At 69.3% G+C, this 22,622-nt stretch carries 19 protein-coding genes; 10 read left to right on the forward strand and 9 right to left on the reverse strand.

The window, feature by feature from the left end; translation table 11 throughout:
* Positions 1–118: 118 nt before the first annotated feature.
* The 3 genes from KF892_17970 to KF892_17980 form a co-directional block, all read right to left on the reverse strand.
* On the reverse strand, positions 119–2,425 hold the full coding sequence (locus tag KF892_17970; GenBank protein MBX3626912.1) for an AAA family ATPase: 2,307 nt from the start codon (positions 2,423–2,425) through the stop codon (positions 119–121).
* Between the two features lie 113 nt (positions 2,426–2,538).
* Positions 2,539–2,826 (reverse strand): DUF3567 domain-containing protein, encoded by a 288-nt coding sequence (locus tag KF892_17975; protein MBX3626913.1) that lies wholly within the window; start codon positions 2,824–2,826, stop codon positions 2,539–2,541.
* Positions 2,827–2,894: 68 nt separating this feature from the next.
* Positions 2,895–3,944 (reverse strand): DUF3108 domain-containing protein, encoded by a 1,050-nt coding sequence (locus KF892_17980; protein ID MBX3626914.1) that lies wholly within the window; start codon positions 3,942–3,944, stop codon positions 2,895–2,897.
* A gap of 48 nt (positions 3,945–3,992) precedes the next feature.
* Here KF892_17980 and KF892_17985 point away from each other — a divergent pair, with 48 nt between their 5' ends.
* From KF892_17985 to KF892_18025, 9 genes are all read left to right on the forward strand, one after another.
* Positions 3,993–4,988, forward strand: coding sequence for a fumarylacetoacetate hydrolase family protein (locus KF892_17985; GenBank protein MBX3626915.1), 996 nt, complete (start codon positions 3,993–3,995; stop codon positions 4,986–4,988).
* Positions 4,985–5,476 (forward strand): retroviral-like aspartic protease family protein, encoded by a 492-nt coding sequence (locus tag KF892_17990; protein MBX3626916.1) that lies wholly within the window; start codon positions 4,985–4,987, stop codon positions 5,474–5,476. Before KF892_17985 ends, KF892_17990 begins: the two co-directional genes overlap by 4 nt.
* Positions 5,473–6,429, forward strand: a complete 957-nt coding sequence (locus KF892_17995) for a TraB/GumN family protein (GenBank protein ID MBX3626917.1) — start codon at positions 5,473–5,475, stop codon at positions 6,427–6,429. The genes KF892_17990 and KF892_17995 overlap by 4 nt, the downstream gene beginning before the upstream one ends.
* A gap of 106 nt (positions 6,430–6,535) precedes the next feature.
* Entirely contained in the window at positions 6,536–7,174 is a 639-nt protein-coding gene (locus tag KF892_18000; GenBank protein MBX3626918.1) for a hypothetical protein, read from the forward strand.
* 7 nt (positions 7,175–7,181) lie between these two features.
* Positions 7,182–8,408: an FIST C-terminal domain-containing protein gene (locus KF892_18005; GenBank protein ID MBX3626919.1), complete on the forward strand. Its 1,227-nt coding sequence runs from the start codon at positions 7,182–7,184 to the stop codon at positions 8,406–8,408.
* A 10-nt stretch (positions 8,409–8,418) separates the two neighbouring features.
* Positions 8,419–9,921 (forward strand): FAD-binding protein, encoded by a 1,503-nt coding sequence (locus KF892_18010; protein ID MBX3626920.1) that lies wholly within the window; start codon positions 8,419–8,421, stop codon positions 9,919–9,921.
* A 114-nt stretch (positions 9,922–10,035) separates the two neighbouring features.
* The gene (gene leuS / locus KF892_18015; GenBank protein MBX3626921.1) at positions 10,036–12,651 is read left to right on the forward strand and encodes a leucine--tRNA ligase; all 2,616 of its coding nucleotides are present in this window, start codon (positions 10,036–10,038) and stop codon (positions 12,649–12,651) included.
* Entirely contained in the window at positions 12,648–13,142 is a 495-nt protein-coding gene (locus tag KF892_18020; protein MBX3626922.1) for a hypothetical protein, read from the forward strand. The genes leuS and KF892_18020 overlap by 4 nt, the downstream gene beginning before the upstream one ends.
* Before the next feature lie 13 nt (positions 13,143–13,155).
* Positions 13,156–14,238 (forward strand): DNA polymerase III subunit delta, encoded by a 1,083-nt coding sequence (locus KF892_18025; GenBank protein MBX3626923.1) that lies wholly within the window; start codon positions 13,156–13,158, stop codon positions 14,236–14,238.
* On the opposite strand, the gene KF892_18030 is transcribed toward KF892_18025, so the two are convergent.
* The 6 genes from KF892_18030 to KF892_18055 are packed head-to-tail and all read right to left on the reverse strand — an operon-like array spanning position 14,239 to position 20,034.
* Positions 14,239–15,174 (reverse strand): glyoxylate/hydroxypyruvate reductase A, encoded by a 936-nt coding sequence (locus KF892_18030; GenBank protein ID MBX3626924.1) that lies wholly within the window; start codon positions 15,172–15,174, stop codon positions 14,239–14,241. It lies immediately after the preceding gene.
* Complete coding sequence (locus KF892_18035; protein MBX3626925.1) at positions 15,171–15,665, reverse strand: CinA family protein; 495 nt, start codon at positions 15,663–15,665, stop codon at positions 15,171–15,173. The genes KF892_18030 and KF892_18035 overlap by 4 nt, the downstream gene beginning before the upstream one ends.
* On the reverse strand, positions 15,662–16,216 hold the full coding sequence (locus tag KF892_18040; GenBank protein MBX3626926.1) for a phosphatidylglycerophosphatase A: 555 nt from the start codon (positions 16,214–16,216) through the stop codon (positions 15,662–15,664). Before KF892_18040 ends, KF892_18035 begins: the two co-directional genes overlap by 4 nt.
* Complete coding sequence (gene thiL, locus KF892_18045; protein MBX3626927.1) at positions 16,213–17,187, reverse strand: thiamine-phosphate kinase; 975 nt, start codon at positions 17,185–17,187, stop codon at positions 16,213–16,215. The genes KF892_18040 and thiL overlap by 4 nt, the downstream gene beginning before the upstream one ends.
* A 44-nt stretch (positions 17,188–17,231) precedes the next feature.
* A complete protein-coding gene (locus KF892_18050; GenBank protein ID MBX3626928.1) occupies positions 17,232–17,891 on the reverse strand; it encodes a response regulator transcription factor in 660 nt (219 codons plus the stop codon).
* 49 nt (positions 17,892–17,940) lie between these two features.
* Positions 17,941–20,034 carry a PAS domain S-box protein gene (locus KF892_18055; GenBank protein MBX3626929.1) on the reverse strand — a complete coding sequence of 698 codons (2,094 nt, stop codon included), beginning with the start codon at positions 20,032–20,034 and terminating at the stop codon, positions 17,941–17,943.
* Positions 20,035–20,178: 144 nt separating this feature from the next.
* Here KF892_18055 and KF892_18060 point away from each other — a divergent pair, with 144 nt between their 5' ends.
* Positions 20,179–22,473 (forward strand): NADP-dependent malic enzyme, encoded by a 2,295-nt coding sequence (locus KF892_18060; protein ID MBX3626930.1) that lies wholly within the window; start codon positions 20,179–20,181, stop codon positions 22,471–22,473.
* The last annotated feature ends 149 nt before the right edge of the window (positions 22,474–22,622 follow it).

Genomic DNA, 22,622 nt, shown 5'->3' on the forward strand with positions numbered 1-22,622 from the left:
CGAATCCTCGGGAAGACCGTCGTTCGGGTTTTATCGGCCGGCCCCGCCGCCAGCTTGATGCGGGGATGCACCACCCGAGCGTGACGAATGTCTCGTCGTGCGGGCGTGTTGGCCCGCGTCAGTGCAGGAAGCCGATCTCGCGCCGCCGCCGCACCTCGGGCTTCACGCGGTGCTCGGCCTCCAGCTGCGAGAGGAACTCGTCGGGGCCGAAAGCGACGCCCAGCACGTCGATCTGGCGCTTGACCGCCGCGAAATCGCCGGGCGCAAGCGCGTCGAGCTTGTGCAGGCGGGTGGTCTGCTCGGCGGTCAACTGGTCGGCCTGGCCCTCCAGCGCCTCGATCACGAACATCCGCTCGCGCTGCTCGGGCGTGAGCGGCAGGAAGCGGATCTTGAAGCTGAAGCGGCGCAGCGCGGCCTCGTCGAGTTCGTCGAAGAGGTTGGTGGTGCAGATGAAGACGCCGGTGAAGCGCTCCATGCCCTGCAGCATCTCGTTGACCTCGGTGACCTCGTAGTTGCGCTCGGCCATGCGCCGGCTGCGCAGGAAGCTGTCGGCCTCGTCGAGCAGCAGCACCGCGTTTTCGCTCTGCGCTTCTTCGAACATGCGCGCCATGTTGGCCTCGGTCTCGCCGACGAACTTGCTCACGAGGTCGGAGGCCTGGCGCACCATCAGGGGCCGTTGCAGCGCCTGCGCGATGTATTCGGCCAGCGCGGTCTTGCCGGTGCCGGGCGCGCCGTGGAAGCACAGCGTGCCGTGGCCCTTGCGGCGCAGCGCCTCGACGATGCGCGGCAGCTCGAAGCGCGATTCGGTGTGCACGAGGCTCAGGTCGTATTGCGTGACCACGCGCCGCGCCGGCCGTTGCTGGCCGTGGCTGCCGAGCGCCTTGTCGGCGTTGACGAGCTGGCGCTCGATCAGGGCCTCGACCTCCGGCCCGTGGGCGTCGTCGGCCGCGAGCTTGGCGAACTTGACGGCGGTACGCACCTGGGCCGGCGTGAGCGCGCGCCGCTCGGCCAGGCGGGCGATGAAGTCCTTCGACACGTCGACCCCATCGAGCGCCTTCGTGACCAGCGCTTCGCGCGCACCGGGCGGCGGGCTCTTGAGTTCCAAGTGGTACTGGAAGCGGCGGCGGAACGCCGGGTCGATCTGCTCGATGCGGTTGGTGACCCAGATCACCGGCACCGGGTTGGTCTCGAGGATCTGGTTGACCCAGGCCTTGCCGCTCACGCTGCCCGAGACGGCGCCATCGCCGGTGTCGATGCGCGCCATCAGCTGCGCGGCGTCGGTCGAGATGGGCGGAAAGACGTCTTCCACCTCGTCGAAGAGCAGCGCCACCTGCGGGCTGCCCTTCAGGAACACCTGGCTGATCTGCAGCGAGCGATATCGGTCGCGGCCCGACAGCGAGTTACCGTCGCGGTCGGCGTATTCCACCTCGTAGAGCTGAAGCCCGGCGGCCTGCGCGGCCACCTTGGCGAGCTCGGTCTTGCCGGTGCCGGGCGGGCCGTAGAGCAGTACGTTGACCCCCGGCGACTTGCGCGCCACCGCGTTGCGCAAGAGCGCGGTCAGCACCTGCTGGTCGTCGCCGACGAAATCGAAATCGGCCGCGCTCAGCTCGCTCTTCGTCGCGGGCCGGGTGAAGACGGCCATCAGGTCCGACGGGCCTTCGTAGTGGCGCATCAGCACCGGCGGCAGTTGCTCGCTCACCTTCATCAGGTCGGCGAGGTCGGTGATGTTGTGTTCGGAGATGAGGTTCTCGACCATGCCGGTGCGCTCGAGCCGCGAGCCGGCACGCAGGGCCTCGGCCACGTCCTGCTCGTTCACGCCCGCCACGGCGGCGATGGCAGCGTAGGCCTCCTGCGCGTTGGAGACCTTGAACTCGACCAGCAGGCCGCGCAGGTCGCGCTGGTAGCGGGCCAATGTTCCATAGAGCAGCAGCGCGCGCTCGGCGGGGTTGAGCTGCAGGAGGCCGGCGAGCGCGTCGATGTTCTTCTCGACGAGGGTTGACTCCTTCTTGAGGCTGCGGTCGAGCCAGTCGGCCGTGGCGCCCAGCACCGAGAGCAGGTCTTTCGGGGCGTCCTTGATGTATTCGTCGATGTAGAAGAAGAGCGTGCCTTCTTCGTAGGGGCCGTTCCACGCGCCGTGGCGCTGCATGAAGGCGGTGTCGGTGAGCGCCTCGTGGCCGTTCCAGTGTTCGTTGCCCTTGCAGCGCTTGTTGAGGAAGGCGCGCAGCCGCGTGAGCACGGTGGCCGGCCACACCAGGTGCTTGCCGGTGAGGGCGAGCAGGCCGTTCCAGTCTCGGCGCACGTTGAAGCGGCCGGCATGCCGCACCGTCAACGTGAGCACGAACTGGGAGCACATGCGGTCGAGCACCGGCGCCTCTTTCAGGCCGGGTGACAACACCATCCGTGCGTCAGGGTGAACGGTCGCCATCGACGAAGCTCCCGCGAGAAAAAGACTGCGCAGCCATCTTGGCGCAGCGTGCGCCAGGATGGCAAGCCCTTTTCAAGCCAAGGATTCGTCGCTGCCGGCGCGGGCGTCGGCGCTCAGTGCATCACCACCGGGTGCTGCATCAGCGAGGTGTAGCGCGAGATGTAGTCGTCGATCTCTTCTTCCGACGGCTCGCGGTCTTCGATCAGGGCTTCCACACCGAGCTTGAAGGTCTCGGCCATCGCGCCTTCGATGAAGATTTCCTTGCGCGCGAACTTGTCGACGATCTCATAGCCGCCGCGTGTCAACGCGCCGCTGGAGCCTCCCTCGAGCGCCGGTGCGTCCTGGTGGGCCACGTCGAACTGCAACACGGCGAAGCTGTCGGAGTTGTAGAGCATCTGCATGGAATCTCTCCTTCACCACCACCTCGGGGTGAAGCGGGCCGTTTCAAGCCATGCGGGATGCAGAGCCCTCAAGTCGGCGGTTGTGAGGTTTGGAGCCTCAAATCCCAGCTGGAGTTCTCGGTGGTTTGTTTCGCGCGCACCGGCAGGTAGTGCAAGCTCGGGGCGAGCCACACCTCCACACGCGTGTCATGGGGTTTGCGCGGCTCGCGCAGCAGCTTCACCGTCTTCACGGCACCGTCGGGTGTGCTCACTTCCTGTGGGCCTTCGACCTGGAAAGCCCAGACGTCGGAGTCGCCCCGCGCGCCCACCACGTGCAGCACGATGCGCGAGCCGGTGGCCACGCGTTTGGGCTCGGCCTGCGCGATGGCGGCCAGCTGCACCATCCAGCTCAGGCGGTCCTGGCTGCCCTGCAGCAAGGGGAACTCGGCCGGGTTGCCCGAGAACGTGATCTTGCCGGCCTTGCGCTGGAAGTTGGCCGCCTGCTCGCCGCGGCCACGGCGCTGGTCGGTGTAGCGCACGGGAGCAAGGCCTGCGGCGTCGAGGTTGCCCTTGCTCACGAGCGTGATGGCCGACATGCCGAGCACGCGGCCTTCGAGGCGCGCCTCGTAGCTGTTGCCGCTCGGCCGCCACACCAGTTCGCCGCGGCCGGTCCAGCGGCCATAGGTGAGCTCGTAGCCGAGCGTCATCGGCGGGGGCAACTGGGTGCGGTAGACGGGCACTTCATCCTGACCCACTTCGCCGCGGGCCACCGGGACCATCTGCAGCGCCGCGTCGGCGGGCAGCGCGGCGGCCACGAGCACCGGGTCGGTGTTGATGACGACCGCTTCCTCCGGCTCCTGCTGCGGGGGCGGCGGTGTTGGCGTGGCCTCGGGTGCCGGTGCGCGGCGCGCCGGCGGTGCAGGCTTGGCGACCACCACCGGCAACACCTCGGCCGGCGCAGGCGCCGGAGGTGTCAGCGTGCGCACCTGCACGGCGGGCCGCGCGCTGGACGCCTTGTCGACGCCCCAACCTTCAGCGAGCCGATCCCAGGCCAGCCAGTGCAGCAGCGCCACGCCCGCGGCCAGGGCCAGCAGGGTGGGCGCGAGGCGCCGGGCAGGGGCAGACGGGGAATGGGCCATGCGAAGAGAATACGAAGTCCAGGCATCCTAGCCAAACGACAAGACCCCATGAAACTTGCCAGCTACAAAGACGGTTCCCGCGACGGGCAGCTCGTCGTCGTCTCGCGCGACCTCTCGATGGCGCACTACGCCAACGGCATCGCCAGCCGCCTGCAGCAGGTGCTCGACGACTGGAACTTCCTCTCGCCGCAGCTCGAAGACCTCTCCGTCTCGCTCAACCACGGCCGCGCCCGCCACGCCTTCCCCTTCGACCCGGCGATGTGCATGGCGCCGCTGCCGCGCGCCTACCAGTGGGCCGATGGCTCGGCCTTCATCAACCACGTGGAGCTGGTGCGCAAGGCGCGCAACGCCGAGATGCCCGAGAGCTTCTACACCGACCCGCTGATGTACCAGGGTGGCAGCGACGACTTCCTCGGCCCCTGCGACGACATCGTGGTGCCGAGCGAGAAGATGGGCATCGACTTCGAAGCGGAAGTGGCGGTGATCACCGGCGACGTGCCGATGGGCGCCACGCCCGACCAGGCGCTCGAAGGCATCCGCCTGCTGATGCTGGCCAACGACGTGAGCCTGCGCAACTTGATCCCCGCAGAGTTGGCCAAGGGCTTCGGCTTCTTCCAGAGCAAGCCTGCCACCGCCTTCAGCCCGGTCGCGGTGACGCTCGACGAAGTGGGCGGTGCGTGGAAAGACGGCCGCCTGCACCTGCCGCTGCAAAGCACCTGGAACGGCAAGCGTGTGGGCCTGTGCGATGCCGGCCCCGAGATGACCTTCCATTTCGGCCAGCTGATCGCCCACATCTGCAAGACGCGCAACGTGCGCGCCGGCAGCATCGTGGGCAGCGGCACGGTGAGCAACAAGGACTGGTCGCATGGTTACTCCTGCGTGGCCGAGAAGCGCGCCATCGAGACCATCGAGCACGGCGAGCCCAAGACCGAGTTCATGAAGTTTGGCGACACGATTCGCATCGAGATGAAGGGCATCGACGGGCAGACCGTGTTCGGCGCGATCGACCAGACGGTGCGTGCACCCATCGACTCGGCCGAATGAAGGAGTTTCCCCACACGCTGAAGATCGCCACGGTGTGGCTGTTGGTCGGCGTGGTGGTGTTCCTGGGTTTTCGCTACTTCGAACATGAGCGGCAGCGCTCGAGCTTCACGGTCACGAAGACCGGCGTGATCGAGATCCGCCGTGGGCCCGATGGCCACTACCACTGGCCCGGCACCATCAACGGCCTCGCGGTCGACTTCCTCATTGACACCGGCGCCACCGGCACTGCAATGTCGCAGGCGATGGCGCGCGCCCTCTCGCTCGAATCGCAGCAGCGGGTGCGCAGCCACACCGCTGGCGGCGTGGTGACGGGCGACCTGGTGCGCGCCGACGTGGTGCTGCAAGGCGGCGTGCGCGTGGAGCGCCTGGCGATCACCGCGCTGGCCGGCCTCGACGATCGTCCGCTCCTGGGCATGGACGTGCTGGGCCGCCTGCGCTGGCAGCAGCGCGATGGCGTGCTGGCCATCCACACCGAGGCGTCGCCATGAGGCTTTGGCGCTGGTGGCTGCTGCTCGCCACGGCACTGGCCTTGCACGCCCGGGCCGCAACGCCCGACTGCCCGCCCACCCCGTCGCCCAGCCCCGAGGCCGTCGCCCGCGCCAGCGAGCAGGCGCGCGACCGCGGCTTTCTCTGGCGCATCCGCAAGGGCGGTCGCACCTCATGGCTCTACGGCACGATCCACCTCGGCCGCCTGGAGTGGGTCTTCCCCGGCCCCCAGGTGACTGACGCGCTGCGGGCGAGCGACGTGGCGGCCTTCGAGCTCGATTTCTCCGACCCCGCGCTCGTGCAGCGCCTGCAGGACGGCCTGGGCGCTGCGGCCCGCGACCCGGCCGCGCCCGTGCTGCCCGACGACCTGGCCGCGCGCCTGCGCCGGCAGCTGCAGGCCGCCTGCGCACCGCTCGAGTTGCAGCAGGCGCTGCCGCCCGAGATGCTGGCGGCCACGCTCACGGTCATGGCCGCCCGCCGCGACGGGCTCGACGCGGGCTATGCCATCGACCCGGCCCTGGCCCAGCTCGCGCGGCGCGAGGGCAAGGAAGTGGTATCGCTCGAAACCCCCGAGCAGCAGATCGGCCTGCTGCGCAGCGAGTCGGCGGCCGAGCTGCGCGAAAGCGTGGACAAGATGCTGGGCGACCTCGAACGCGGCCGCGTGCGCCCGCTGCTGCGGCGTGTGGCCACGGCGTGGGAGCAGGGCCGGGCGGCAGAACTCTCGAACTATCGCCGCTGGTGCGAGTGCGCCCGCACGCCCCAGGAACGCCAGGCACTCAAGGCTTTGCTCGACGACCGCAACGGCCCGATGGCCGAGCGCATCGATGCGCTCCACACAGGCGGCAAGACGGTGTTCGCGGCCGTCGGCAGCCTGCACATGTTCGGGCCCGCAGCCTTGCCCGCGCTGCTGGCGGCACGCGGCTACGAGGTGGCCCGCGTCGAGTTCCAGCGCTGAGCGCCACGGCGGTGTGCATGCCTCGTTCAGAGGCTGCCGGCGCGGTGTGGCGAGTGCACAATGGCCCGGCGCACGTTCACGAGACACCAGCAAGGAGACAACAAACATGGCCGACACCGCCGCCAACTTCACCAAGCTCGTCCCCGGTTTCGACTTCCTGCAAGGCCTGGTCAAGAACGCCGGCTCGGCGCTTCCCAACATCGGCCAGTGGGTCGCACCCACGCTCAACCCCGAAGAACTGGAAAAGCGCATCGAGGAGCTGCGCACCGTGCAGTTCTGGCTGGAGCAGAACGCCCGCATGCTGGGCGCCACCATCCAGGCCCTCGAAGTGCAGCGCATGACGCTCAGCACCTTGAAGACCATGAACGTGCAGATGGATCACCTGCGCGATTCGCTCACCATCAAGCCCTCGGCGGCAGTGCCCGTCGCCGCCCCCGAGCCCAAGCCGGCCACCAAGGCCGCGGCCAAGACGTCGCGCGGCAAGTCGGCGGCCGCCCCGGCGCCCGCGCCGCAGGCGGTCGACCCGATGCAGTGGTGGGGCGCGCTCACCAAGCAGTTCACCGAACTGGCCGCGACCGCGATGAAAGACAGCGCCACCGATGCCGCCAAGAACCTGGCCGGCGCGATGATCAAGCAGTCGGTCGATGCAGCCGGCCAAACTCTCAAGGCTGCAGCCTCGACACCGGGCAAGGTGGTGCGCAAGGCGGCGAGCGCCGCGCGCAAGCGCCCTTCCAACAAGGGCTGAGCCGCCCATGAAACTCTTCGCCCACGCGCACGCGACGCACCCCGACTGGCGCATGGCCGTGGCCCTGGCCGCCGCGCAGGTCGAGGCGCAGCGGCATGACGCGGCGGGCCTGCACATCCGCCAGCCCACGCTCGGCTGGGTGTACTTCAGCGACCACTACGCCCCGCACGCGCAGGCGCTGCTGGCCGACCTGCAGCAGCGCTGGCCGGGCGTCTCGTGGGTGGGCGGTGTGGGCGTGGGCATCTGCGCCAACGGCGTGGAGTATTTCGACGAGCCGGCCGTCACGCTCATGCTCACCGACCTGCCGCGCGAGCAGTTCTGCCTCTTCTCCGGCCGCAAGCCCCTGGGCCAGGCGCCGGCCGGCTTCGTGCCGGCGATGGCGCAGGTGCATGCCGACGGCCGCACCGATGCGCTCGACGAGCTGCTGGTCGACCTGAGCGATGCCACACAGACGGGCTACCTCTTCGGCGGCCTGGTGTCGGCGCGCAACCAGCCGGTGCACCTGGCCGACGGCGTGTTCGAAGGCGGCCTCTCGGGCGTGGCGTTTGCACCCGAGGTGGCGCTGATCTCGCGCGTGACCCAGGGCTGCCAGCCCATCGGCCGGGTGCGCCGCGTCACCCGTGCCGAGCGCAACGTGGTGGCCGAACTCGACGGCGAGCTGGCGCTCGATTGCCTGCTGCGCGATCTCGGCGTGAGCGAGCGCGAGCCGCGCGAGGCGCTGCCGCGCATCCGCGAGACGCTCGCCGGGCTGAACGACGCCAGCGAAGACGCGCTGGCCCGCCCAGGGCAGTTCGGCGTCGACACCCGCGTGCGCCACATCGTCGGCATCGACCCGGCGCGCGGCGCGGTGGCGCTCGCCGATGGCGTCGAGCCCGGCCTGCAACTCGCCTGGTGCCGGCGCGACACCGAAGCGGCGCGGCGCGACCTGGTGCGCATCTGCGCCGAGATCCGCGAGGAGCTGGAGCCCGAGACGCTGACCGTCGAGGCCGCGCTCGCGCTGCAGGGCGCGCAGGCCGACCATGCGCCGCACCCCGCGCGCCGCATGGCCGGCGCCATCTACGTGAGCTGCCTCGGCCGTGGCGGGCCGCATTTCGGGGCGCCCTCGGCGGAGCTGGCGATCATCCAGCGCGCGCTGGGCGACGTGCCTCTGGTCGGCTTCTTCGCGTCGGGCGAGATCGCGCGCCGGCATCTTTATGGCTACACCGGCGTGTTGACCGTCTTCCCGGGCACCTGAGCTTCGCTGCATGAACACCGCATTCGCCCCTTCCCAGTCCGCGCAGAACGAGCGCGTGGCGCGCCGCGCGCAGGTCGTGTCGGAGCTGACGGCGGTGCTGCCGCCGCACGCCCTGCTGTGGCACACCGAAGACACCGTGCCCTACGAGTGCGACGGCCTCACCGCCTACCGCGAGCAGCCGCTGGCGGTGGCCCTTCCTGAAACGGAAGATCAGGTGGCTGCTGTGCTGCGCACCTGCCACCGCCTGCAGGTGCCGGTGGTGGCACGCGGCGCGGGCACCGGCCTCTCGGGCGGCGCCATGCCGCACCGCCTGGGCGTGACGCTGAGCCTGGCCAAGTTCAACCGCATCCTGAAGGTCGACCCGTTCTCGCGCACGGCCGTCGTGCAATGTGGCGTGCGCAACCTCGCCATCAGCGAAGCTGCCGCGCCGCACGGCCTGTACTACGCGCCCGACCCGAGCAGCCAGATCGCCTGCACCATCGGCGGCAACGTGGCCGAAAACTCCGGCGGCGTGCACTGCCTGAAATACGGCCTCACGGTGCACAACGTGCTGCGCGTGCGCGGCTTCACGATGGAGGGCGAGGCGGTCGAGTTCGGCTCCGAGGCTTTCGACGTGCCGGGCCTCGATCTGATGGCCGTGATGGTCGGCAGCGAAGGCATGCTGGCGGTCGTGACCGAGGCGACGGTGAAGCTCGTGCCCAAGCCGCGGCTCGCGCGCTGCATCATGGCGAGCTTCGACGACATCCGCCGTGCCGGCGATGCGGTGGCGGCCATCATCGCGGCCGGCATCATCCCGGCCGGCCTGGAGATGATGGACAAGCCGATGGTCGCCGCCGTCGAAGACTTCGTGCGCGCCGGCTACGACCTCGACGCCGCCGCCATCCTGCTGTGCGAGAGCGACGGCACACCGGAAGAGGTGGCCGAAGAGATCGGCCGCATGCAGGACGTGCTGATCGAAAGCGGCGCCACCCGCATGGAAGTGAGCCGCGACGAAGCCCAGCGCCTGCGCTTCTGGAGCGGCCGCAAGAACGCGTTTCCCGCGAGCGGCCGCATCAGCCCCGACTACATGTGCATGGACTCGACCATCCCGCGCAAGCGCCTGGCCGACATCCTCATCGCCATCGCCGAGATGGAAAAGAAGTACATGCTCCGCTGCGTCAACGTTTTCCACGCCGGTGACGGCAACCTGCACCCGCTGATCCTCTTCGATGCCAACGACCCCGACCAGCTGCGCCGCTGCGAACTCTTCGGTGCCGACATCCTGGAGACGAGCGTGGCGATGGGCGGCACGGTGACGGGTGAGCACGGCGTGGGCGTGGAGAAGCTCGGCTCGATGTGCGTGCAGTTCTCGTCGGCCGAGCGGGCGCAGATGTTTGGCGTGAAGCACGCGTTCGACCCGGCGGGGCTCTTGAACCCCGGCAAGGTGATCCCGACGCTGCACCGCTGTGCCGAGTACGGAAAGATGCACGTCAAGAAAGGGCTCTTGCCCTTCCCCGACCTGCCGCGCTTTTAAGCACCTACCCGGCTCATGCCGGGACCCCTTCCTATAATTCCGTCCCCCAAGGAGGCGGGCGCTGGTGTGTCATTCCGGTGCGTCTGTCCGAAGAGCGAGCCAACGAGCCGAGCCATGAACCCCGACTTCAAGCCCACCGAGATCGAGCGCGCCGCCCAGGCCGCTTGGAAAGCCGCCGACGCCTACCGCGTGACCGAAGACGCGAGCAAGCCGAAGTTCTACGCCTGCTCGATGCTGCCCTACCCGAGCGGCAAGCTGCACATGGGCCATGTGCGCAACTACACCATCAACGACATGCTCACGCGCCAGCTGCGCATGAAGGGCATGAACGTGCTGATGCCGATGGGCTGGGATGCCTTCGGCCTGCCGGCCGAAAACGCCGCCATCAAGAACAAGGTGCCGCCGGCGAAGTGGACCTACGACAACATCGCCTACATGAAGGGCCAGATGCAGGCGATGGGCCTGGCCATCGACTGGAGCCGCGAGGTCGCCACCTGCTCGCCCGAGTACTACCGCTGGAACCAGTGGCTGTTCCTCAAGATGCTCAAGGCCGGCATCGCCGAGCGTCGCACGCAGGTCGTCAACTGGGACCCGGTCGACCAGACCGTGCTCGCCAACGAGCAGGTGATCGACGGCAAAGGCTGGCGCTCGGGCGCGGTGGTCGAGAAGCGCGAGATCCCCGGCTACTACCTCAACATCACGAAGTACGCCGACGAGCTGCTCGAGCACGTGACGCACAAGCTGCCCGGCTGGCCCGAGCGCGTGAAGCTGATGCAGGAGAACTGGATCGGCAAGAGCGAAGGCGTGCGCTTTGCCTTCACGCACAGCATTGCCGGGTCTGACGGCCAGCTGATCCAGGATGGCAGGCTCTACGTCTTCACCACGCGTGCCGACACCATCATGGGCGTGACCTTCGCTGCCGTCGCGCCCGAGCACCCGCTCGCCGCGCACGCCGCGAAAGCCAACCCCGCGGTCGCCGCCTTCATCGAAGAGTGCAAGACCGGCGGCACCACCGAAGCCGAGCTCGCCACGCAAGAGAAGAAGGGCGTGCCCACGGGCCTGACCGTGTCGCACCCGATCACGGGCGAAGCGGTGCCGGTGTGGGTGGGCAACTACGTGCTGATGAGCTACGGCGACGGCGCCGTGATGGGCGTGCCGGCGCACGACGAGCGCGACTTCGCCTTTGCCAAGAAGTACGGCATCGACATCCTGGAAGTGGTGCACGTCGACGGTGAGCACTACTCCTATGACCACTGGCAGGAGTGGTACGCCGACAAGCAGCGCGGCGTGACCATCAACTCCGACAACTTCAGTGGCCTCAAGTACCAGGACGCGGTGAACGCCGTGGCCAAGGCGCTTGCCGCCAAGGGCCTGGGCGAGAAGAAGACCACCTGGCGCCTGCGCGACTGGGGCATCAGCCGCCAGCGCTACTGGGGCACGCCCATCCCCATCATCCATTGCGACGAGCACGGCCCGGTGCCGGTGCCCGAGCGTGATTTGCCGGTGGTGTTGCCAGAAGACGTGGTGCCCGATGGCAGCGGCAACCCGCTGAACAAGAACGAGGCGTTCCTCGCGTGCAAGTGCCCGACCTGCGGCAAGCCCGCACGCCGCGAGACCGACACGATGGACACCTTCGTCGACAGCTCGTGGTACTTCATGCGCTACTGCGACGCGAAGAACGACCGCGCGATGGTCGGCGCCGGCACGCAGTACTGGATGCCGATGGACCAGTACATCGGCGGCATCGAGCACGCGATCCTGCACCTCTTGTACGCGCGCTTCTGGACCAAGGTGATGCGCGACCTCGGCCTCGTGAAGGTCGACGAGCCCTTCACCAAGCTGCTCACGCAGGGCATGGTGCTCAACGAGGCCTTCTCGCGCACCGACGGCGGCAAGGACTACTTCTGGGCCCACGACCTCGACATCGTGCGCGACGAACACGCCCACGTGCTCTCGGCCACGCTCAAGGCCGACGGCAAGCCGGTCACGTATGAGGGCTGGACCACCATGTCCAAGTCCAAGAACAACGGCGTCGACCCGCAGGATTTGATCGAGCGCTACGGCGCCGACACGGCCCGCCTCTTCGTCATGTTCGCCTCGCCGCCCGAGCAGACGCTGGAGTGGAACGACGCCGGCGTCGACGGTGCGCACCGCTTCCTGCGCCGCGTGTGGAACTACGCCGCGAAGAACGCCGAAGCCCTGCGTGCCACCGGCGACACGACGGGCAGCGACGGCCCCGAGGCGAAGGCGCTGCGCCGCGAGGTGCACACCGTGCTCAAGCAGATCAGCGACGACTACGAGCGCATGAAATACAACACCGTGGCCTCCGGTGTGATGAAGCTGCTCAACGCGCTCGAAGGCTTCAAGGTCGGCGCGCCGGCGGTGATCCGCGAGGCCTTCGGCATCTTGCTGCGCGCGCTTTACCCGGCGTGCCCGCACGTCACCTGGCAGCTCTGGCAGGAGCTCGGCTACGCCACCGTGCACGGTGACCTGCTCGACGCGCCTTGGCCGCAGGTCGACGAGGCTGCGCTGGTGCAGGACGAGATCGAGCTGATGCTGCAGGTCAACGGCAAGCTGCGCGGTGCCATCAAGGTGCCGGCGGCGGCCGACAAGGCGGCGATCGAGGCGGCGGCGCTGGCCAACCCGGACTTCATCCGCTTCGCTGAAGGCAAGTCGCCCAAGAAGGTCATCATCGTGCCGGGCCGTCTGGTGAACGTGGTGGTCGGGTGACCGTTCTGCGTCGTTCCTTCGTTCTCGGGCTCGCGGCCGTCGCCGCGGGTTGCGGCTTCCAGCTGCGCCGCGCGCCCGAATTGAGCTTCAAGACCATCTACCTCTCTGGCTTCAAGCCGCACTCGCCCCTCGCCGAAGAGCTGCGTCGCCAGATCGCGACCAGCACCACCACCCGCGTGGTGGAGGTGCCCACGCAGGCCGAGGTCATCTTCGACGCGCAGACCGACAAGCGCGACAAGGGCGTGGTGGTGTCGACCACGGCGGGCCAGGTGCGTGAAGTGCAGCTGCGCCTGCACCTGCAGTTCCGCCTCAAGACGCTGGCGGGCAAGGAGCTGATCCCGTCGACCGCGATCGCCCTGACCCGCGACATGACCTACAACGAGCGCGACGCGCTGGGCAAGGAGCAGGAAGAAGAGATGCTCTTCCGCGCGATGCAGAGCGACATCGCGAACCAGGTGTTGCGCCGGTTGGCAGCCGTGAAGAGCTTGTAGAGAATCCAGCCTCATGCAGGTACGCGCCGACCAGCTCTCCGCCCATCTCGCCAAGGGGCTGCGCCCGCTCTACGTCGTCTACGGCGACGAGCCGCTGCTGTCGCAGGAGGCGACCGACGCCATCCGCGCCGCGGCCCGTGCGGCCGGGCACACCGAGCGCCAGGTGCACACCGTGGCCGGTGCGCATTTCGACTGGAGCGGCCTGCTCGGCGCCTCGCAGGCGATGAGCCTCTTCGCCGACAAGCAGCTGATCGAGATCCGCATCCCCTCGGGCAAGCCCGGCAAGGACGGCTCCGAGGCCCTGCAGCGCTATTGCGAAACCTTGAGCGACGACGTGGTCACCATCGTCACGCTGCCCAAGCTCGACCGCACGCAGCAGGCGAGCGCCTGGTTCACCGCGCTCGATGGGGCCGGCGTGTCGGTGCCGGTGTTCGCGATCGAGCGCAAGGCCTTGCCGGCGTGGATCGCGCAGCGGCTGGCCGCGCAGGGCCAGCGGGTGCAGGGTGGCGAGCCTGGGCAACAGGCGCTGGCCTTCTTCGCCGACCGCGTCGAAGGCAACCTGCTCGCCGCGCACCAGGAAATCCAGAAGCTCGCGCTGCTCTACCCCGCGGGCGAGCTGAGCTTCGAGCAGATCGAGGCGGCCGTGCTCAACGTGGCGCGCTACGACGTCTTCAAGCTCGGCGAAGCCGTGCTCGCCGGCCAGGCCACGCGTGCGCTGCGCATGCTCGATGGCCTGCAGGCCGAGGGCGAAGCGGCGGTGCTGGTGCATTGGACGTTGGCCAACGACATCCTCTCGCTCAAGCGCGTGCGCGATGCGATGAACCACGGCAAGCCCTTGCCGATGGCGCTGCGCGAAGCACGCGTGTGGGGCGCGAAGGAGCGCCTCTTCGAGCGTGCCGTGCCGCTGCTCACCGACAACGCCCTGGCCCAGCTGGTGGAAGCCGCGCAGATCTGCGATGGCCTCGCCAAGGGCCTGAAGCACCCCGACTGGCCGCTCGACGCCTGGGAAGGCCTGAAGCGCCTGGTGCTGATGCTGGTGCAGTGGACGGCGGGTGGTGGGCCACGCAAGACCGTGCGGCTGGCGCTCAGCGCCTGATCAGTAGCCTTTGGTCCGGTCGACCAGGTGGGAGACCGGGCGGCCTTCCAGGAAGGCCTGGAGGTTGGCGACGGCGATACCGGTCGCACTCGTGAGGTCGGTCAGCGCCGCCGCGTGCGGCAGCAGCGTCACCTGCGGGTGCACCCAGAAGCGGTGGTTCGGCGGCAGTGGCTCGGCGTGGAAGACGTCGAGCACCGCGCGGCCGATGCGGCCGTTGTCGAGCGCGGCGAGCAAGGCCGCTTCCACCACATGCTGGCCACGCGCCAGGTTCACGAAACCGGCGCCGCGCTTCATCTGCGAGAAGCGGCGCTCGTCGAAGAGCGAATGCGTGCGCACCGTGAGCGGCAGCAGGTTGATCACGATGTCCGCCGTGCGCAGCAGGTCGGCCAGCGCGGCATCGCCGTAGCAGGTGTCCACCCCGACCATGACACGCTGTCGGCGGCTCCAGCCGCTCACGAAATAACCATTGCCGGCCAGGCGCCACGCCACGGCGCGGCCCATCTCGCCGAGGCCCAGCACGGCCACGTGCACCTCGTCGGCGCGCCGTTGCGGCAGCTGCTGCCACACGCCGGCCCGTTGTTGCTCGGCGTAGCGGAAGTAGTCGCGGTGCAGGTTGAGCACGGCCCAGAGTGCGGTCTCGGCCATCGCGGCGCTCATCGCCGGGTCGACCATGCGGGCGAGCGGCACCTCGGCCGGCAGGGTGTCGTCGCGCAGCAGCTTGTCGACGCCGGCCCACATCGACTGGATGAAGCCCAGGCGTGGCAGGCCGCTCAAGGCGCCTGCCGGTGGGTTGGCCACGAGGGCCATCGTGACCTCGCCATCGGTGGCGGCGCTGCGCTCGGTGAGCACGGGCACGCCAGGCAAGGCGGCCCGCAACTGTTCGGCCCAGGCCGACAGGGTGTCGGAGGCGAAGTCGGTGGCGAGCAGCAGGCTCATCGTGCGGCGTGGAGCAGGGCCGCCAGGGCGGCATCGACCGTCTGCTCGCGCACATCGCTGCGCGAGCCGTCGAGCTGCAGCAGCACGGGGTGGGTGGGGGTGCCGCGCTGGGCCACCGCCATCCACACCGTGCCTACGGGCTTGCCGGGTGTGGCGCCGCCCGGGCCGGCGATGCCGGTGACGGCCACGGCGAGGTCGACGCGCGCCTGTGCCAAGGCGCCCTCGGCCATCGCGCGCGCGACCTCCGCGCTCACGGCGCCATGCTGGGCGATGAGCGTGGCCGGCACGCCGATGAGTTCGGTCTTGGCCTCGTTGGAGTAGGTGACGAAGCCGCGCTCGAACCAGTCGCTGGAGCCGGCGATCGAGGTGCAGGCCGCCGCGATCAGCCCACCGGTGCACGACTCGGCGGTGGCGAGGTGCCAGCCCTTCGCACGCAGCGCCTGCGCGAGCGAGGCGACCGCATCGTCCCAGCGCGCGAGTGCGTGGCTCACACCCACCTCCACAGCGCGATCACGATCAACGTGCACAGCGCCGCGACCAGGTCGTCGAAGAGGATGCCGAAGCCCTGGCCCCAGCCGATGGGCGCGCCGCGCTTGCCCTTGAAGAGCCCATCGGCCCAGGCCACCGGGCCGGGTTTCACCGCGTCGAAGAAGCGGAAGAGCGCAAACGCGGCGACCTGGCCCCAGAAGCCGGCCGGCATCACGAGCCACAGCACGGCCCAGAAGGCGATGACTTCGTCCCACACGATGGCGCTCGGGTCGGCGGTGTGGAGGTGGCGCGCCGTCACGGTGCCGGCCCACCAGCCTACCAGCGTGCCAACGCCGAGCACGAGCGCCCACTGCAGGTCGCTCAGGTGCGGCTGCATCACGAGGAAGGCGAGCCAGGCCCACAGCGTGCCGACGGTGCCCGGGGCGACGGGCGACAGGCCGCTGCCGAAGCCGAGCGCGATCACGTGCGCCGGGTGGCGCAGCATGAAGCGCGCGCTCGGCTTGAGCGGTGCCGGCCGCAAGGGCGGGTTGAGGGCGGGGTCGGCCGGCGTCATGACTTGAAGTGGTCGAAGGAGCCGAAGTGGTCGGCGACCGGCTGGCCTTGTGCATCGACGAGCAAGAGCGCCGAGCCGGCCTCGATGCGGCCGATGCGCGTCACGGGCGTCGCCGCCTGCCGTGCGGCAGCCTGCACGGCGTCGGCGTGGGCGGGCGCGGCGGTGAACACGAGCTCGTAGTCGTCGCCGCCGGCCAGCGTGCATTCGCGTTGCAGCGCCAGGGGCTGCGCTGCCAGCACCGCGCTGCGCGGCAGGCGGTCGACCTCGAGCCTGGCGCCGACCTTCGAGCGCTGCAGGATGTGGCGCAGGTCGCCGAGCAGTCCGTCGGACACGTCGATCGCGCTGCTGGCAATGCCGCGCAGCGCGAGGCCGAGCGCCACGCGGGGCTGCGGCTGCTCCATCGCCACGCGAGCCTGCTCGAAATGGTCGCCCGCCAGCGCCACGGTGCCGCGGAAGGCCTCGAGCGCCAACCTCGCATCGCCCACGGTGCCGCTCACGTAGACGTCGTCGCCCGCCCGCGCGCCGCTGCGCAGCAGGGCCTGGCCCGGTGGCACTTCGCCGAACACGGTGATGCAGATGTTGAGCGGGCCCTGGGTGGTGTCGCCTCCGGCGAGCTCGCAGCCATGGGCCTCGGCGAGTGCTAAGAGGCCGCGCGAGAAGCCCTCGAGGAATCGTTCGTCGACGCGCGGCATCGAGAGGGCCAGCGTGAAGGCCAGCGGCCGCGCGCCACAGGCGGCGAGGTCGCTCAGGTTGACAGCGAGCGCCTTGTGGCCGAGACGCTCGGGCGCCACGGTCGAGAGGAAGTGCCGGCCCTCGACCAGCATGTCGCTGCTCACCGCGAGCTGCAGGCCGGGGGCCGGTTGCAGCAGGGCGCAGTCGTCGCCCACGCCGAGGGCCACCCGCTGCACCGGCCGCGTGAAGTACTTGCCGATGAGGTCGAACTCGCCGAGGGGCGTGGAAGGCGTGGGCACGGGGGCGGCGCGTGGGAGCGGCGATTGGAACAGGAGGGCCGCGATTATCGGCCGCCGTCCGTGCGCAGCGCGCGCAGCAGGTTGGTCAGCTCGACCGCCGACTTCACGTCCATCTTCTCGAAGACACGGGCGCGGTGCACTTCCACCGTGCGCACGCTGATGTTGAGCTGGTCGGCGATGAGCTTGTTGGCCAGGCCGTCGATGACGAGGTGCATCACGTCGCGTTCGCGCTCGGTGAGGTCGGCCAGGCGGCGGCGCACGCTGGTCTCGTCGCGGCGTTTCAACAGGGCTTCGGTGCTGGCCTGCAGGGCCTGCTCCACACGGTCGACGAGCGCGTTGTCGGAGAAGGGCTTCTCGACGAAATCGAAGGCGCCGCGCTTGACGGCGGCCACGGCGGTGGGCACGTCGCCGTGGCCGGTGAGGAAGATCACCGGCATCAGCGAGAGCAGCCCGCGCTCGATGAGCCGCTCGAAGAGCACCAGGCCGCTGGTGCCGGGCATGCGCACGTCGAGCAGCAGGCAGCTCGGGGCGACCGGCCAGTGGGCGGTGCCGTCGTGGCTGGCCCCGGGCGGGCCGATGCGCGAGTTCAGCATCGCCTCGAAGGCCTCCGCGCTGGCGAACCCTTCGGAGAGCAGCCGGCGGGTGCGCAGCAGCCAGGCCAGCGCATCGCGCACGACGTCTTCGTCGTCGACCAGGTAGACCATCGGCAGGCCGAGCTGCAGGTTGGGGTTGGCATCCATCGGGGGTTCGCTTTCAGGAGGCTCGTTCGGTGGTGCTGGCCTTCAGCGCGGTGTGGCCGGTGGGCGCCGCCGGCAAGGTGAAGCGGAATTCTGCGCCGCCGGCGCGGTGCGGGCTGCCGGGCGGGGCGGGCAGGTTCTGGAAGTCGAGTACGCCGCCGTGTTGTTCGATCACTGTGCGGCACAGGCTCAAGCCCAGGCCCATGCCTTCGGCGCGGGTGGTGAAGAAGGGGGTGAAGAGGCGCTCTGCCACGTCGGGCGGCACGCCGCGGCCGTGGTCGATGACGCTGAAGGTGACCCAGCGCTCGTGCGTGTGCCGCACGCGGATCAGGAGCTCGCGCTTGGGCAGCGGCGTGGTGGTCTCCATCGCCTGGATGCCGTTGCGGGTGAGGTTGAGCAGCACTTGCTCGAGCATGGTGCGGTCGCACTCGACGCGCGGCAGCGGCGTCGGCAGGTCGAGCTCGATGCGGGTGCCGCTCTTGCGGGCCTGCAGGCGCACGAGCGGCATCACCGACTCGATGAGATCGTCGACCCGGATCACCTCGCGCGCCTGCTCGCGGCGGCGCACGAAGTCGTGCACGCTCTTGATCACACGCCCGGCGCGCTCGGCCTGCTCGGCGATGCGCTGGGCGGCCTGGCGCAGCAGCGACTGCGTCTCCGCACGCGCTTCGGCGCTGTCGGGCTGTTGCGTGTCGTTCAGCAGGTTGAGCGAGCCGGTGGCGTAGCTGGCGATGGCGGCGAGCGGCTGGTTGAGCTCATGGCTCAGCAGCGAGGCCATCTCGCCGACCGTGGCCAGGCGCGCGGTGGCCTGCAGGCGCTCCTGCTGCTGGCGCGAGATCTCTTCCACGCGGCGCTGGGCGCTCACGTCGAGCGCGGTGCTCATCCAGCCGGTGTGCTGGCCCTGGCCGTCGACGAGCGGCGCCTCGAAGATCATCACGGCGAAACGCTCGCCGTTCTTGCGCATGAAGACGGTCTCGTGGCCTTCGGCCGGCGGCGGCGTGCTGCCGGTCAGGCGCACCTGCTGGCGCGCGGTGTACTCCTGCACGTGCTCGGGCGGCCAGTAGGGCGGCGTGGCCTGGCCAATCAGCTCCTGCGCGCTGAAGCCGACCATGTTGCAGAAGGCGGGGTTCACGTAGGTGATGCGGCCTTGCAGGTCGCGGGCGCGCAGGCCGGTGATGAGCGAGTCTTCCATCGCCTTGCGCACCGCGAGGGCTTCGGCGAGCGCCGTCTCGGCCTCGGCGCGGCGGCGCACGTCGCGTGCCAGGAGCAACACCACCCCGCCGAGGGCGAGCGAGAGGCTCAGCACCAGGGCGATGGTGAGGTTGGGGATGAGGCGCGCGCGGCCCTTGCCGCTGTCGAGCCGCAGCTGCAGCGTGAGGCCGGGCAGGTCGAGCACCCGGTCGCTGCGGAAGACGCCGGTGCCGCGCGGCAGGCCGGCGCGGGCGAGCCGGGTGCCGTCGCCTTCCACGAACGAGAGTTCGTGCTTGCGCGTGACCTCGGCGCTGACCACGTCGCTCAACAGCGTGGTCAGCGAGAAGGTGCCCACGAGGTAGCCGGTGATCTCGCCCGCGGCCTGCGAGGGCAGGCACACGTCGACCACTTCGAGACCCATGCCCCCTGGCAGCGGCACGAAGTAGCTGCGCGAGTACGAGGGGCCGGCCTGGCGCTGCGCGTTGGCGCAGGCGAGCTGGGCTTCGAACTCCATGCGGTCGCGCGGGATCTGCGTGAAGAGGGCCGTCTGGTAGGGCGAGCTCACCACCGACTCGATGCGCATCGCCGCGTCGCGGCGCTCGATGCGCAGGAGCTCGCGCCGCACGCGCAGCACGTCGCTCGCGTCGGCGCGCCACTGCAGCACCGGCGGGTTGTTCCAGGTGAGGGCCTGCAGGTCCTGCAGGTCGCTGCTGAGGGCGTGGCGCAGGTCGCCGATGGCGGCGGCGGCGGCGGCGTCGACCTGCTCTTGCGCGCGGTTGTTTTCGTAGTCGAGCGTGAGCCACACCAGCAGCGACTGCGCGACCAGCAGCAGCCCCACGAGCGCGCCCCACAGCAGTGCCCGGCGCCAGCGCCGCGGGCGGGCCGAGACGGCGGGGAGGGCGAAGGTGGAGTGGTACATGGGCGTGACGGTCACCAGTATTGCGGACGTCGCTGCCCAGGCGATACGCAATTACGCGCACGACGCTGTGCGGGGCGCTCCTACAATCGCTGCCCACCGTTCGCGCCCCCCTGGCGCACGTGATCGCAAACACGAGAGATGGCCATGAGCTCTTCAGAAGAAAAGCGTGCCGAGCTACGCCGCGCTGCACTCGAGTACCACGAGTTCCCGACCCCCGGCAAGGTGGCCATCGCCGCGACCAAGCAGCTGGTCAACCAGCGCGACTTGGCGCTCGCGTATTCGCCCGGCGTGGCCGCGGCCTGCGAAGAGATCGTGGCCGACCCGGCCAACGCCTTCCGCTACACCTCGCGCGGCAACCTCGTCGCCGTCATCACCAACGGCACCGCGGTGCTCGGCCTGGGCGACATCGGCCCGCTGGCCGCCAAGCCGGTGATGGAAGGCAAGGGCGTGCTCTTCAAGAAGTTCGCCGGCATCGATGTGTTCGACATCGAGGTCAACGAGAAGAACCTCGACAAGCTGATCGACATCATTGCGGCGCTCGAGCCCACCTTCGGCGGCATCAACCTCGAAGACATCAAGGCGCCCGACTGCTTCTATGTGGAGCGCGCGCTGCGCAGCCGCATGAACATCCCGGTGTTCCACGACGACCAGCACGGCACCGCCATCGTCGTCGGCGCAGCCGTGCTGAACGCGATGCGCGTGACGGGCAAGAAGCTCAACGAGATCAAGCTCGTGTCGTCGGGCGCGGGGGCGGCGGCACTCGCCTGCCTGAGCCTGCTCGTGAAGCTCGGCCTGCCGCGCGAGAACATCTGGGTCACCGACCTCGCCGGTGTGGTCTACGAAGGTCGCACCGAGCTGATGGACGAAGACAAGATCGTCTTCGCGCAGAAGACGACGCTGCGCACGCTCTCCGAGGTGATGGAAGGCGCCGACGTGTTCCTCGGCCTGTCGGCCGGTGGTGTGCTCAAGAAGGACATGGTCGCCAAGATGGCGAAGCAGCCGGTGATCCTCGCGCTCGCCAACCCCACGCCTGAGATCCTGCCCGAGGAGGTGAAGGAAGTGCGCAGCGACGCGATCATCGCGACCGGCCGCACCGACTACCCGAACCAGGTCAACAACGTCCTGTGCTTCCCGTACATCTTCCGCGGTGCACTCGACTGCGGCGCGACCACGATCACGGTCGAGATGGAGATCGCGGCGGTGCATGCGATCGCCGAGCTGGCCCAGGCCGAGCAGAGCGACGTGGTGGCGGCAGCCTATGCCGGCGTGACCCTGAGCTTCGGGGCCGACTACCTGATCCCCAAACCCTTCGACCCGCGGCTGATGATGAAGATCGCGCCGGCGGTGGCGAAAGCGGCGGCCGAGTCCGGCGTGGCGACAAGGCCCATCAAGGACCTCGACGCCTACCGCGACAAGCTGCAGAACTTCGTCTACGCCTCCGGCACGACGATGAAGCCCATCTTCACCATCGCCAAGGCCTCCAAGCACAAGCGCGTGGCCTACGCCGAAGGCGAGGAAGAGCGCATCCTGCGCGCGGTGCAGGTGGTGGTCGACGAGAACCTGGCGCGCCCCACGCTGATCGGCCGGCCGGCCATCATCGCGCAGCGCTGCGAGAAGTTCGGCCTGCGCCTGCAGGCCGGGCGCGACTACGACGTCGTCAACGTCGAGCAGGACGACCGCTATCGCGACTACTGGCAGACCTATCACCGCATGAACGCGCGCAATGGCGTCACGCAGCAGTACGCGAAGATCGAGATGCGCCGTCGCCTCACGCTGATCGGCTCGATGCTGCTGCACAAGGGCGAGGTCGACGGCCTGCTCTGCGGCACCTGGGCCACCACCGCGCTGCACCTGCACTACATCAACCAGGTGATCGGCCTGCGCAAGGGTGCGAAGACGTATGCCTGCATGAACGGGCTGATCTTGCCCAACCGGCAGGTGATGCTGGTCGACACCCACGTCAACTACGACCCGACGGCCGCGCAGCTGGCCGAGATCACCATCATGGCGGCCGAGGAGATGAAGCGCTTCGGCCTGCTGCCCAAGGCCGCGCTGCTGTCGCACAGCAGCTTCGGCTCGAGCAACCAGCCCTCGGCGATCAAGATGCGCGAGGCGCTGGCGATGATCCGCGAGGAGGCGCCCTGGCTGGAAGTCGACGGGGAGATGCACGGCGATGCCGCGCTCGACGCCGCCTACCGCCAGCAGCTGATGCCCGATTCCACGTTGACCGGCGAGGCCAACCTGCTGGTGCTGCCCAACATCGATGCGGCCAACATCGCCTACAACCTGCTCAAGACGGCGGCGGGCGGCGGTATCGCCATCGGCCCGGTGCTGCTGGGTGCGGCCAAGCCGGTGCACATCCTGACGCCGTCGGCAACGGTGCGGCGCATTGTCAACATGACGGCGCTGACCGTTGCGGACGCCAACGGCGTGCGCTGAAGTGCCTGCAAGGCCGTGCGGAGCGGCCGGTCAATGTGACAGCGTGTCATCTCCGGGAAAACGGCAGCTGAACCGCCTCGGCTGACTGTGTGCCTGTTGGCTGGACATGGGATGGAAGGAAGTTTGCGCTCGCAAACAATACCTGATCC

The sequence above is a fragment of the Rhizobacter sp. genome (assembly GCA_019635355.1).
Taxonomy (GTDB): Bacteria; Pseudomonadota; Gammaproteobacteria; order Burkholderiales; family Burkholderiaceae_C; genus Rhizobacter.

Excerpts from the sequence above, each read along its gene's own strand:
- KF892_17970 (MBX3626912.1), bottom strand. The coding sequence starts at position 2,425 with ATGGCGACCGTTCACCCTGACGCACGGATGGTGTTGTCACCCGGCCTG.
- KF892_17975 (MBX3626913.1), bottom strand. The coding sequence starts at position 2,826 with ATGCAGATGCTCTACAACTCCGACAGCTTCGCCGTGTTGCAGTTCGAC.
- KF892_17980 (MBX3626914.1), bottom strand. The coding sequence starts at position 3,944 with ATGGCCCATTCCCCGTCTGCCCCTGCCCGGCGCCTCGCGCCCACCCTG.
- KF892_17985 (MBX3626915.1), top strand. The coding sequence starts at position 3,993 with ATGAAACTTGCCAGCTACAAAGACGGTTCCCGCGACGGGCAGCTCGTC.
- KF892_17990 (MBX3626916.1), top strand. The coding sequence starts at position 4,985 with ATGAAGGAGTTTCCCCACACGCTGAAGATCGCCACGGTGTGGCTGTTG.
- KF892_17995 (MBX3626917.1), top strand. The coding sequence starts at position 5,473 with ATGAGGCTTTGGCGCTGGTGGCTGCTGCTCGCCACGGCACTGGCCTTG.
- KF892_18000 (MBX3626918.1), top strand. The coding sequence starts at position 6,536 with ATGGCCGACACCGCCGCCAACTTCACCAAGCTCGTCCCCGGTTTCGAC.
- KF892_18005 (MBX3626919.1), top strand. The coding sequence starts at position 7,182 with ATGAAACTCTTCGCCCACGCGCACGCGACGCACCCCGACTGGCGCATG.
- KF892_18010 (MBX3626920.1), top strand. The coding sequence starts at position 8,419 with ATGAACACCGCATTCGCCCCTTCCCAGTCCGCGCAGAACGAGCGCGTG.
- leuS (MBX3626921.1), top strand. The coding sequence starts at position 10,036 with ATGAACCCCGACTTCAAGCCCACCGAGATCGAGCGCGCCGCCCAGGCC.
- KF892_18025 (MBX3626923.1), top strand. The coding sequence starts at position 13,156 with ATGCAGGTACGCGCCGACCAGCTCTCCGCCCATCTCGCCAAGGGGCTG.
- KF892_18030 (MBX3626924.1), bottom strand. The coding sequence starts at position 15,174 with ATGAGCCTGCTGCTCGCCACCGACTTCGCCTCCGACACCCTGTCGGCC.
- KF892_18040 (MBX3626926.1), bottom strand. The coding sequence starts at position 16,216 with ATGACGCCGGCCGACCCCGCCCTCAACCCGCCCTTGCGGCCGGCACCG.
- KF892_18050 (MBX3626928.1), bottom strand. The coding sequence starts at position 17,891 with ATGGTCTACCTGGTCGACGACGAAGACGTCGTGCGCGATGCGCTGGCC.
- KF892_18055 (MBX3626929.1), bottom strand. The coding sequence starts at position 20,034 with ATGTACCACTCCACCTTCGCCCTCCCCGCCGTCTCGGCCCGCCCGCGG.
- KF892_18060 (MBX3626930.1), top strand. The coding sequence starts at position 20,179 with ATGAGCTCTTCAGAAGAAAAGCGTGCCGAGCTACGCCGCGCTGCACTC.